We start from the raw sequence: 11,487 nt of genomic DNA, 5'->3' as shown, positions 1-11,487 counted from the left end.
CAAGGAATGAGGATTCATGGCTGAGCACGACAAGGAACTCGCGGGGCAGGTCGCCCTCGTGACCGGAGCCGGCACCGGCTTGGGCAGGCGCTTTGCCGTGACCCTCGCCGCAGCAGGCGCCGCGGTGGCGGTCTGTGGACGTCGCCTCGAACCGCTGGCAGCGGTGGTCGAGGAGATCGAGGGCGCTGGCGGACGTGCCCTTGCCGTGGCCCTCGACGTCCGCGATCCGGCGGCCATCGTGGCCGCCGTCGACCTCGTGGAGGCCGAGCTCGGGCCCGTGACCATCCTGGTCAACAACGCGGGCATCCCGGATGCCCGACGGGCCCACAAGATGCCGTTGGAACTCGTCGACGCCGTGATCGAGACCAACCTGCGTGGTCCCTGGCTGCTGGCGACCGAGGTCGGCCGTCGCCTGATCGCCGCGGGTACGCCGGGCCGCATCGTCAACGTGTCGTCGATGTCCGGCTACCACACAGCGGGCGGCGCGGCGGCCCTCTACTCGGTCACCAAGGCCGGTCTGAACCGCATGACGGAGGCGTTGGCGATCGAGTGGGCGCGCTACCCGATCAACGTCAACGGCATCGCCCCGGGCACCTTCAGTTCCGAGATGGTCGACGGTCTGATCGAGCGGGTGGGCGAGATCCACGAAGGCTTCCCCGCAAGCGCCTGGGCGACCCGGCGCAGCTGGACAGCACGCTGCGCTATCTGGTCTCCCCGGCCTCCGAGGTGGTCACCGGGACCATCATCAAGGTCGACGACGGCCAGATGCCCCGCTGACCCCGCGAACCTTCAGTCGGAACGCGCGAACCTTCAGTCGGAACGCGCGAACCTTCAAGATGGGTCAGTGGAGCAGGCGCTTCGTGGCCTCGGCCAGGATCTCGGAGACCTCCTCGGGATCGCGGCCCGAGGCGACGCCGATCATGGCGCCGAGGAACATCATCGACAGCATCCGTGACGCCGACTCGATCTCCTCCTCGGCGTGGTCGGTGGACCCCGCCCGGATGGTTTCGCCGATCCAGGCGGCCTGCTCGGGACCGAACCCGGGGACCCCCTCGACGTCGGCGAGGTCGGGTGCGCTGGCGACGTACCCGCGGTAGAGGGCCTGGTAGAGCAGCGGCTTCTCGCCCGCGCCGCGCAGGATCCGCTCGAAGACGGCGGTGAGCCGGGCAGCGGCGGTCGCGCCCCGCGGCGGCCGGGAACGGATGATCTCCGCCGAGCGCTGCCCCAACGTCATCAGCGCGTCCATCAGCAGTTGGTCCTTGGAGCTGGCGTGCTGGTAGGCCGTGGGCACCGAGACCCCGGCCGCGGCGGCCACCTGGCGGATCCCGACCGCGTCGTAACCGCCCTCAGTGGCCAGCTCGATCACCGTGTCGATCAACTTCTCACGGGTGGCCGCGCGGGCCGGGGACAGCACGCGTTGTACGACGCGGGGGCGGGTGGGCATGCGGCCACCATAATGGTGGGCGTCGTCGGCCCACCGGTCTCGTTCCGGTCCGCTGCTCGGGTGAGTCGGGTCGGCGTACTTCTGTCCTGACCGCAAGCACTGAGGTGATGAGCATGCCCGCATGGAGTCCGAACTGGTCCGCGTTGCCCGAGGAGCTGGCCACGTTCTGGGGTGAGTACCACCTGTGCTCCCTCAGCACCGTGGCCATCGACGGCGCGCCCCACGCGGTGCCGGTCGGCGCAGTGCTGGACCCTGAGCAGGAGTGTGCCTGGATCATCACCCGCCGGGGTTCGCAGAAGGTGCGCAACCTGACCCGGGACCCGCGGTTGGCGATCACCCAGGTTGACGGAGGGCGCTGGTCCACGATCATCGGCACCGGGGAGGTGCGGGAGGACGAGGAGTCGATCGCCCGTGCCTGCGCGCGCTATGCCGATCGCTACCGAACGCCGGAGCCCAACCCGGAGCGTGTCGCTGTCCGGATCACGGTGGACAGGTTCCTCGGATCGGCGCTCGTGCTGCCGACGTCCTGAGCAACAGCGCGGCCGGTGAGTAGACATGTGATTGACACATGTCTACTCACCTGACAGCCTGATCCGGCAGCGGTCGCAGTGGCCGCCGGACGAGGAGTGTCATGGATCTGCGAGAGACCCCCGCGCAGCAGGCGCTGCGCCAGGAGCTGCGCGAGTACTTCGCCCAGCTGCTGCCAGACGACGAGCGCCGTGAGGTCGGTGAGGCCGGAGCCGGTGGCCCGCGCTTCCGCGAGGTCGTGAAGATGATGGGCCGCGACGGCTGGCTCGGTGTCGGCTGGCCCAAGGAGTACGGCGGCCGTGGCCTGGGCGCCGAGGAACAGTTCATCTTCTACGACGAGATCCAGCGCGCCGGCGTGCCCTTCCCGCTGGTCACGATCAACACCGTCGGGCCGACGTTGATGCAGTTCGGCACCGAGGAGCAGAAGCAGAAGTACCTGCCCGGCATGCTCACGGGCGACATCGTCTTCGCCATCGGCTACACCGAGTCCTCGGCCGGCACCGACCTGGCGTCGTTGCAGACCCGAGCGACCGCTGACGGTGACGACTTCGTGGTCAACGGCAGCAAGATCTTCACCACCGGCGGCAACACCGCCGACTACGTGTGGCTCGCCTGCCGTACCGACCCCGAGGCGCCCAAGCACAAGGGCATCTCGATCCTCATCGTCCCGTGCGACGACAAGGGCTACTCCTGGAGCACGATCAAGTCGGTCGGCGGCATCCACCCGACCGCGACCTACTACCAGGACATTCGCGTCTCCAAGGACGAGGTCGTCGGCGAGGTCAACGGCGGTTGGTCGCTGATCACCGCGCAGCTCAACCACGAGCGGGTCGCCCTTGCCGCTCTCGGCGGCCGGATGATCCAGCTCTGGGAGCAGACCCTCGAGTGGGCCAAGGAGACCGGTGTCATCGACAAACCGTGGGTCCGCCAGGAGTTCGCCCGCACCCACGCCAAGCTCGAGGCGATGCGGCTCGTCAACTGGAAGCTCGCGGCCGCCGTCGGCGACCACACCCTGCGCGGTGAGCAGGCCGGCGCCGCCAAGGCCTACGGCACCGAGACCCACATCGACCTGCAGCGCACCCTCTTCCAGATCCTGGGTGCCGCCGGCCGGATCCGCCCGAACTCGCACGCCGACGTGCTCAACGGCCAGGTCGAGCAGCTCTCGCGCCAAGGCCTGGTCAACACCTTCGGTGGCGGCGTCAACGAGGTCCTGCGCGACATGATCGCGACGATGGGCCTGGGCATGCCGAGGAGCAAGCGATGAGCGCGAGCTACGAGGACCGCCTCAACGCCTTCGTCGGTCGCGTCATCAACGCGCTGACCCCGGGCCAGGACCCGGTCAACGTGCCGATGATCCGGCACTGGGTCGAGGCGCTGGACCTCTCGAACCCGGTGCACCTCGACGCCGAGGCGGCGCGGGCGACCGGTCGCGACGACGTCGTCGCGCCTGCCTCGATGGTGCAGGCGTGGACCATGCGCGGCTACGCCAAGTCGGTGCGCCCGTCCGCCGATGCCGGTTCCGGTGCCGGCTTCGCCGAGCTGGTCGACCTGCTCGCCGAGGGTGGCTACACCTCCGTCGTGGCGACCGACTCGGAGTTCGACTTCGTCCGTGAGGTCGTGCCCGGTGACGAGATCACCGTCGAGGAGGTCGTCGACTCGATCGGTCCCGAGAAGGAGACCGGTCTCGGCACCGGCCGCTTCGTGACCACGATCAAGACCTACCGCGACCAGGCCGGCGAGACCGTCGCCACCCAGCGCTGGCGCACGCTGCGGTTCAAGCCGAAGGCGAAGGCCGAGCCCGAGGCCCCGAAGGCGTTGCGTCCCCGCGCTGCCATCAACCTCGACAACCAGTTCTGGTTCGACGCTGCCAAGGAGCACCGCCTGGTCATCCAGCGCTGTGCCTCGTGCCAGCAGCTGCGGCACCCGGTGGGCCCGGAGTGCTCGCACTGCCAGTCCTTCGAGTGGGACACCGTCGAGGCCTCGGGCCGCGCCACGCTCTACTCGTTCACGGTCGCCCACCACCCCAAGCACCCGGCCTTCGACTACCCGCTGGTCATCGCCGTCGTGGAGCTGGAGGAGGGCACCCGCCTGATCACCAACCTGGTGGGCATCGCCCCCGAGGACGCGGAGATCGGCATGGCCCTCGAACTCGAGTGGCTCGACGCCGACCCCGACCTGACCCTGCCCGTCTTCCGGGCCGCCAGCGCAGCTGGGGAGGAGAACTGATGGACTTCAACATCGACGAAGACATCCAGGCGCTTGCCGGCCTGGCCAAGGAGATCTTCGACGACCGTGCCGACACCGATCGGGTGCGCGCGGTCGAGGCCTCCGAGACCCGGGTCGACGACGTGCTGTGGCAGTCGCTGGCCCAGGCCGGACTGCTCGGTCTCAACGTTGCCGAGGAGCACGGTGGCGCAGGCCTGGGGCTCGACGCACTTGCCGTCGTACTCGAGGAGCAGGGCCGCCACGTCGCCCAGGTGCCGCTGTGGTCGGCGGCCACCGCCGCCGAGGCGATCGGTCGCTTCGGCACCGCCGACCAGCAGGCCGCCCTGCTGCCCGGCATCGCCGAGGGGACGATCCGGATCGCGCTGGCGCTCGAGGAGTACGACGGCGCGGAGCCGGCTGCCCCGCTGACCACTGCGGTGGCCGCGGGTGACGGCTTCGCGCTCACCGGCGTCAAGGCCGTCGTGCCCACCCTGGCCGGTGCCCAGCACGCCCTGGTCTCCGCGACCACCGACAAGGGTGCGGGTCTCTTCCTGGTGGCGCTCGACGCCGAGGGGGTCTCCACGGAGCTCTCCGACACGACGATGTATGACCTCGCCGGTGAGCTCACGCTCGACGGCGTCACCGCGGTCGCCGTCGGCGAGCCGGGTGGCCAGGCACTCCCCGTCGCACTGCGCGTTGGTGCGATCGCACTGGCCGCCCTGCAGGTCGGTGTCACCGACGGTGCGATGCGGCTTGCTGCGTCCTACCTCAGCGAGCGCGAGCAGTTCGGTCGTCCGCTCGGCACCTTCCAAGCCGTGCAGCACCAACTGGCCGACTGCTGGATCGACATCGACGGCATGCGGGTGACGCTGTGGCAGGCCCTCGTGGCCGATGCCGACGACCTGCTCGGCGCCGATGCCCAGCGCGCGGCGGAGCGCTCCGCCCTCGTCGCGAAGTGGTGGTGCGACCAGGCCGGCCTCGACGTCGTCCACCGCACCCAGCACGTACACGGCGGCATGGGCGTCGACACCGACTACCCGGTGCACCGTCACTTCCTGTGGGGCAAGCAGATCTCCTCCACCCTCGGTGGCGCCTCGGCTGCGCTCGCCAGCCTCGGTGACCTGCTCGCCGGGACGGAGGTCAGGTCATGACGCTCGCGCCCACCCGGGTCGCGTCGCAGGTGACGGTGGGGGAGGCCCTGCCCGAACACCCGATCCCGCTGACCCGCACCTTGATCGTGGCCACCGCGCTCGCCAGCCGCGACTACCAGGACGTCCACCACGACCCGGCCCTCGCGGTCGAGCGTGGTTCTGCGGACATCTTCATGAACATCCTCACCAGCAACGGCCTGGTGGAGAAGTACGTCGCGGAGTGGGCCGGTCCCGCTGCCGTGGTCAAGAAGATCAAGATCCGTCTCGGCACGCCCAACTACCCGGGCGACACGATGACGATGACCGGTGAAGTGACCGACGTCGACGGCCGTCTCGTCACGGTGAAGGTCAACGGTGTCAACAGCCTCGGGTCGCACGCCAGCGGCAGCGTCGTGATCGAACTCCCGGAGGAGACCGCATGAGCAGCCTGTCCGGCGCCACCGCCATCGTCGGCATCGGCGCGACCGAGTTCTCCAAGGAGTCGGGCCGCAGTGAGCTGCAGCTCGGCTGCGAGGCCGTCACTGCGGCCATCGCCGATGCGGGCCTCAAGCCCTCCGACGTCGACGGTCTGGTCACCTTCACGGCCGAGTCGAGCTCGGAGATCCACATCGCCCGCAACGTCGGCATCGGGGACCTGACCTTCTTCTCGAGGGTCGGTTACGGCGGCGGCGCGGCGGCCGGCACCGTCGCCCACGCGGCCGCCGCCATCCACGCCGGTCTTGCCGATGTGGTCGTTTGCTGGCGCTCCTTCAACGAGCGCTCGGGTGAGCGTTACGGTCTCGGCCAGGCCAACCGGCCGATGGACACCAACGCCGACCGTGCGGCGTACTCGTGGATGACGCCCTACGGTCTCTCCACGCCCGCGCAGTGGGTGGCGATGTTCGCGCAGCGCTACATGCATGAGTACGGCGCGACGTCGGAGGACTTCGGCCGCATCTCGGTGATCGACCGGGCGCGGGCGGCGACCAACCCCAAGGCGCACTTCTACGGCCGGCCAATCACCCTCGAGGAGCACCAGGCCTCGCGGTGGATCGCCGAACCGCTGCACCTGCTCGACTGCTGCCAGGAGACCGATGGCGGTCAGGCGATGGTGTTGGTCTCGGCTGAACGTGCCAAGGACCTGCCCAACAAGCCGGCGTACGTCGTCGGCGCGGCGCAGGGCTCCGGCGACGACCAGCACATGATGACCTCCTACTACCGGGAGTCGATCTCCGGCATCCCGGAGATGGGCCTGGTCGGCAACCAGCTGTGGGCGCAGAGCGGGCTCACGGCCTCCGACATGGACGCCGCGATCCTCTACGACCACTTCACGCCGTTCGTGCTGAGCCAGCTCGAGGAGCTCGGCTTCTGCGGACGCGGGGAGGCAGCCGACTTCATCAAGTCCGGTGCGCTCGAGCTCGACGGTGCGGTGCCACTCAACACGCACGGTGGCCAGCTCGGTGAGGCCTACCTGCACGGCATGAACGGCATCGCCGAGGCGGTCCGGCTCGTCCGTGGCACGTCGGTCAATCAGCCCAAGCAGGTCGACAACGTGGTCGTCACCGCCGGTACCGGTGTCCCCACCTCGGGCGTGGTGCTCGGCGCCCGCTGACCCATCGCATGAGCTTCCGCGTCCCGCCTGGCGATCCCGGGCGGGACGCGGTTCCCATTCTCGGAACGAAGTTGAGTATCCGCACTCGGGTACCGAGCACCAGATCTTCCTAGTGTCGAGCCACCGGCCGTCGCAGGGGTGGCCCGTGGAGAGGAATCTGGATGAGGACCGGACGGATGATGAGGACGGTGTCGGCAGGTGCCGCAGCGACAGTGCTGCTGGGACTCGGCGTGGTGGTGCCGGGAGCGGCGTCAGCCGACGAGACCGCCGCTGTTGCGCGGCAGGCAGGATCCTCGGTGACGGCGAAGCAGTTGCCGGGGCTGGTGAAGGTCGCGAGGATCGCGCCGGAGTTGGCGGACGGGTTCCGCATCGTCAACCGGGAGAAGCAGGTCGAGGGTCCGGGCACGACCTGTCGTGCGGAGTCCTCGACGAAGGCGGCTGCGGGCCGCAGCGCGATCTACACGACGACGGACTTCGCCGGCGAGAGCGCCGACAGCATGCTTGTCTACCTGGAGGTCTTCGAGATGAAGTCGAAGAAGGACGCCGTCAAGGTGGCCGGCAGCTACCGCCGCTTCGCCAAGTTGTGCGCCGGCAAGGACCTCGACGGTGCGAAGGTCTCGCGTCTGGCCCTGCCGAAGATCGGTCAGCAACGCGCGGCGATGCGCATGACTGCCGACGACGGCTATGAAGCTGCGCTGACGATCGCTCGCCGCGGTCGCACGCTGGTGATCACCACCGTCGGCGACGACCGACGGGTGAAGCGGGCCGACGTCGTTGCGATGACCCGACTGGCCTTCCGCACGGCAACGAAGTGACCGGCGGTCGTTGAGACCGTTCATGTTCGGGCCCTTCCGGTCTCCGGGATCCAATCGGGGAGTGGCGCCGGTCACGCCTAGCCTGACCGGCGTCGAACCCTGCCGAGGAGGACCCGCACCATGAGTGACGCACGCACGACCCTGCCCGACACCGATGCGGTCGGGATGGCCGAACTGGTCCGGAACGGCGAGGTGAGCGCGCGCGAGCTGGTGGAGACCTCGATCGCGCGGATCGAGGAGGAGAACCCGCGTCTCAACGCCGTGATCGCGACCCGCTTCGAGGAGGCGCTGGCCGAGGTCGATGCCGGGCTTCCCGACGGCCCGCTCACAGGAGTGCCGGTCCTGATCAAGGACCTCAGCATGCAGGTCGGGGGCCTGCCCAACACCAACGGCTCCCGCCTCTTCGCCGACAACGTTGCCGAGCGGGACGCCGAGCTGGTCGCGCGCTACAAGCGGGCTGGCATGGTCGTGCTCGGCATGACGAACAGCCCCGAGTTCGGGTTGAGCCCCAGCACCGAGCCGCTGCTGCACGGTCCGTCACGCAACCCGCGAAACGTCGACCGCTCTACCGGAGGTTCGAGTGGTGGCTCCGCCGCTGCCGTTGCTTCCGGCATGGTGCCCGTGGCCCACGCCAGTGACGGTGGCGGGTCGATCCGCATCCCCGCCGCGATGAACGGGCTCGTCGGTCTCAAGCCCAGCCGGGGTCGGGTCACGCCCTACCCCCGTCCTTCGACGCTCAGCGGTCCGGCGTCGGTGCACCACGTGGTGGCCACGTCGGTGCGCGACAGCGCCCTCATGCTCGACATCTCGTCGGTGCGCGTGCCCGGCACCGTGATCGGCGTACCCGAGCCGGGCGTGTCGTTCGCCGCCAGCGCGGCGACGGCGCCGCGTCCGCTCCGGATCGGTTTGATCACCAGCCTGGGTGAGGGGAACGTGGCAACCCAGGCCGACATCCTGGGCGTCGTCGAGGCGACGGCCAAGCTGTGCGAGTCGCTCGGCCACACCGTCGTACCCGTGGCTGCTCCCTACGACGCAGCAGCGCTGGCCGCCGAGGCGGCGCCCTTGATGGGCGTCTCCTTCGCCGTCTCGGTGGAGGAGCGATTGACGGCACTCGGCAGGGAGATCGCAGACGACGATCTCGAGCCGTTCAGCAGGATCCTCTTCGAGCACTACGCCGCGCTGCCGGCGACCACCCTCGCCGCTGCGTTGGCAGCTTCCCAGCGGGTCGGCTGGGAGGTGGGGGCGCTCTTCACGAAGTACGACGTGTTGCTCACGCCGACCCTCGCCCTCTCGCCGCCGGAGCTGGGCCTGCTGGACACCACCAACCCCGAGGTCATGTACACCACGGCCGGCAAGTACGCCGGCTGGACCGCGGTCTTCAACGCCACCGGAATGCCGGCGATCTCGTTGCCGCTGGGCACCGACGAGCTCGGGCTCCCGGTCGGCGTCCAGTTCGCGGCCGACCTGGGTCAAGAGGCGCTGCTGCTCTCCCTGGCAGGCCAGCTCGAAGCAGCCCAGCCCTGGCAGCGGTTGGCCTGAACGCGTGCCGAGCCTCCAGGACTGTCGTCGGGTCTTCTTCTCGTTCCCGCACGTCACCGACCCGGCTCGCTGGGACGACTACCACCGCTGGCACCTGCTCGACCACCAGCCGCAGAACCTTGCTCTCCCCGGGGTGCTCCACGGCGACCGGTGGGTGCGGACGCCCGAGTGTCGGGCGGCTGCGGCCGTCGACTCCGATCCGGCCCTGACGAAGGCCGACCACGTGGCGATGTATTGGTTCGCCGACCCGGTGCGGGAGTCGTTGCGTGAATGGTACGAGCTCGGCCGCACCACCGGTGAGCAGGGTCGTCGCCCGGAGTTGGCGTGGACGGAGCGTCCGGTGACGGGCTTCTTCCGCCCACTCGGCGGCGTAGTCGCCGACGGGGTCACGGTCACCGCCGAGGCACTGCCCTACCGCCGTCATGCCGGTGTGGTGCTCGAGGTGCTCCGGGTCGACACTCCCGGAAGCGCGGTTGCCGACGAGCAGGCCCGCCACTGGCACACGGAGGTGCTGCCCGCCGTACGCCGTCACGAGGGTGTCGCGGGCACGTGGACGTTCGCCAGCCGGGACCTCACGATGCTCACGGGTGGAGAGCCGGAGAAGCCTGCAGCCGGCACGTTCCAGGTGGCGCTGCACTTCTGCGCAAGCGACCCGATCGCGGTGGCTGGGTCGTTGCCGGCGCCCGGTGCCGACGTCGTCCTGCGCACGCCGTTGATCTCCGCGCGCCTGCTCTGAGCCCGGATCCACCGGACCGAGCCGTCGTCAGGAGCCGACCTGCACCAGCTCCACCCAGTTGCCGTCAGGGTCCTCCACCATGGCGAGCCGCACGTCGGGTCCGAGGTCGAGCGGGCCGAGGGCGACGGTGCGACCTGCCGCGGCGCAGGTGGCGACGGTCTCGTCGAGGTCACTGATCGTGAAGGTCAGGTAGCGCAGCCCGGGGACGCCGGCCTGGATGCCGCCGGGGGCCGCAGATCCGGTGGCGGGGGTGTCGGGGGCGATCAGCTTGAGGGTGCTGACGCCGACACCGAGCTTGACCATCCGTCCGATCCCGCGCATCTGCCGGTCGGAGACCTCCTCGAGGCCGAGCGTGTCGCGATAGAAACCCAGCGCGGCGTCCATGTCGGTGACGGCGATGCCGAGGTCCAGGTGTGCCGCAGTCAGGTCCACAGGGACTCCTTCTCAAGAAACTGAATATAGAATCAGTTTTGCATCCTTGCGGTGCCACTGCAACTGGAGGGTGGTGCGCGCGTAGTGTCGGCGCATGGGTGTGCACGACAACACGCGTGACCTGGAGGCCTCGGTCGTCACCGACTTCTCCGACCGGATGAGCTATGGCGGCTATCTCGACCTGGCCACGTTGCTCTCCGCGCAGCGGCCGTTGAGCGACCCCGAGCACCACGACGAACTCCTCTTCATCGTGCAGCACCAGACCACCGAGCTGTGGCTCAAGCTGGTGCTGCATGAGCTCACCGCCGCCTGCCAGTGGTTGCGTCACGATGAACTCGGCCACGCGCTGAAGTGCATCGCTCGCGTGAAGCACGTGCAGAGGACGCTGGCGGAGCAGTGGTCGGTGCTGGCCACATTGACCCCGAGTGAATACGTCGAGTTCCGTGGCGTGCTGGGCAATTCGAGCGGGTTCCAGTCGTGGCAGTACCGCGCCGTCGAGTTCACCCTCGGCAACAAGAACGCCGCCATGGTGAAGGTGTTCGAGGCAGACCCCGAGGCGCAACAGCTGGTGCGTCAGGCCCTGGAGGCGCCGTCGCTCTATGACGAGTTCCTCCACCACCTCGCCCGGCACGGTCATGCGGTGCCCGACGAGATCCTGACCCGTGACGTCACCCGGGCGTGGACCTTCCGCGAGAGCCTGGTGCCGGTGTTCACCGCGATCTATGCCGACGCGCAGACCCACTGGTCGGCGTACGAGACCTGCGAGGAGCTCGTCGACCTGGAGGACAACTTCCAGCTGTGGCGCTTCCGGCACCTCAAGACGGTCGAACGGATCATCGGCATGAAGCCCGGCACCGGTGGCTCGAGCGGCGTCCCGTTCCTGCGCCGGGCCCTTGAGCTGACCTTCTTCCCGGAGCTCTACGCCGTCCGCACAGCTCTCTGAGCGACGTTGCGGCACAAGGGCCGGTCATGCTTGCTCGAGCGGCAGTGGATCGCCGCTGACCGTCGTCGATACGCCCGCAGGATTTGCCCGAATCCGACACACC

The 11,487-nt window shown here is 69.2% G+C and carries 13 protein-coding genes; 11 read left to right on the top strand and 2 right to left on the bottom strand.

Features of this window, described 5'->3' with window-relative positions:
* The first annotated feature begins 16 nt into the window (after positions 1-16).
* Positions 17-955 carry an SDR family NAD(P)-dependent oxidoreductase gene (locus tag L1066_RS11105; protein ID WP_235736385.1) on the top strand — a complete coding sequence of 313 codons (939 nt, stop codon included), beginning with the start codon at positions 17-19 and terminating at the stop codon, positions 953-955.
* On the opposite strand, the gene L1066_RS11100 is transcribed toward L1066_RS11105, so the two are convergent.
* The gene (locus L1066_RS11100) at positions 842-1,444 is read right to left on the bottom strand and encodes a TetR/AcrR family transcriptional regulator (protein ID WP_235736384.1); all 603 of its coding nucleotides are present in this window, start codon (positions 1,442-1,444) and stop codon (positions 842-844) included. The two genes, L1066_RS11105 and L1066_RS11100, sit on opposite strands and share 114 nt — an antisense overlap.
* A 113-nt stretch (positions 1,445-1,557) precedes the next feature.
* Between L1066_RS11100 and L1066_RS11095 the strand changes: the two genes are divergently transcribed.
* The 9 genes from L1066_RS11095 (at position 1,558) to L1066_RS11055 (ending at position 10,009) form a co-directional block, all read left to right on the top strand.
* Positions 1,558-1,974: a pyridoxamine 5'-phosphate oxidase family protein gene (locus L1066_RS11095; protein WP_235736383.1), complete on the top strand. Its 417-nt coding sequence runs from the start codon at positions 1,558-1,560 to the stop codon at positions 1,972-1,974.
* A gap of 101 nt (positions 1,975-2,075) precedes the next feature.
* On the top strand, positions 2,076-3,236 hold the full coding sequence (locus L1066_RS11090) for an acyl-CoA dehydrogenase family protein (protein ID WP_235736382.1): 1,161 nt from the start codon (positions 2,076-2,078) through the stop codon (positions 3,234-3,236).
* On the top strand, positions 3,233-4,198 hold the full coding sequence (locus L1066_RS11085; RefSeq protein ID WP_235736381.1) for a bifunctional MaoC family dehydratase N-terminal/OB-fold nucleic acid binding domain-containing protein: 966 nt from the start codon (positions 3,233-3,235) through the stop codon (positions 4,196-4,198). Before L1066_RS11090 ends, L1066_RS11085 begins: the two co-directional genes overlap by 4 nt.
* A complete protein-coding gene (locus L1066_RS11080) occupies positions 4,198-5,328 on the top strand; it encodes an acyl-CoA dehydrogenase family protein (RefSeq protein WP_235736380.1) in 1,131 nt (376 codons plus the stop codon). Before L1066_RS11085 ends, L1066_RS11080 begins: the two co-directional genes overlap by 1 nt.
* Complete coding sequence (locus L1066_RS11075; protein WP_235736379.1) at positions 5,325-5,750, top strand: MaoC family dehydratase; 426 nt, start codon at positions 5,325-5,327, stop codon at positions 5,748-5,750. The genes L1066_RS11080 and L1066_RS11075 overlap by 4 nt, the downstream gene beginning before the upstream one ends.
* Positions 5,747-6,919 carry a lipid-transfer protein gene (locus L1066_RS11070; protein ID WP_235736378.1) on the top strand — a complete coding sequence of 391 codons (1,173 nt, stop codon included), beginning with the start codon at positions 5,747-5,749 and terminating at the stop codon, positions 6,917-6,919. The genes L1066_RS11075 and L1066_RS11070 overlap by 4 nt, the downstream gene beginning before the upstream one ends.
* A gap of 161 nt (positions 6,920-7,080) precedes the next feature.
* The gene (locus tag L1066_RS11065; RefSeq protein ID WP_235736377.1) at positions 7,081-7,734 is read left to right on the top strand and encodes a hypothetical protein; all 654 of its coding nucleotides are present in this window, start codon (positions 7,081-7,083) and stop codon (positions 7,732-7,734) included.
* A 120-nt stretch (positions 7,735-7,854) separates the two neighbouring features.
* Positions 7,855-9,273, top strand: coding sequence for an amidase (locus L1066_RS11060; protein WP_235736376.1), 1,419 nt, complete (start codon positions 7,855-7,857; stop codon positions 9,271-9,273).
* Between the two features lie 4 nt (positions 9,274-9,277).
* The gene (locus L1066_RS11055) at positions 9,278-10,009 is read left to right on the top strand and encodes a hypothetical protein (protein WP_235736375.1); all 732 of its coding nucleotides are present in this window, start codon (positions 9,278-9,280) and stop codon (positions 10,007-10,009) included.
* 27 nt (positions 10,010-10,036) lie between these two features.
* Here the strand turns inward: L1066_RS11055 and L1066_RS11050 are convergent, their stop codons facing one another.
* Positions 10,037-10,441 (bottom strand): VOC family protein, encoded by a 405-nt coding sequence (locus tag L1066_RS11050; RefSeq protein WP_235736374.1) that lies wholly within the window; start codon positions 10,439-10,441, stop codon positions 10,037-10,039.
* Between the two features lie 94 nt (positions 10,442-10,535).
* Between L1066_RS11050 and kynA the strand changes: the two genes are divergently transcribed.
* Positions 10,536-11,384, top strand: a complete 849-nt coding sequence (kynA, locus tag L1066_RS11045; protein WP_235736373.1) for a tryptophan 2,3-dioxygenase — start codon at positions 10,536-10,538, stop codon at positions 11,382-11,384.
* Positions 11,385-11,487 lie beyond the last annotated feature (103 nt).

This window comes from Nocardioides alcanivorans (assembly GCF_021555175.1).
GTDB lineage: Bacteria > Actinomycetota > Actinomycetes > Propionibacteriales > Nocardioidaceae > Nocardioides > Nocardioides alcanivorans.
The sequence above is the reverse complement of the archived record's forward strand: the minus strand, read 5'-3'. Positions and strand labels throughout refer to the sequence as shown.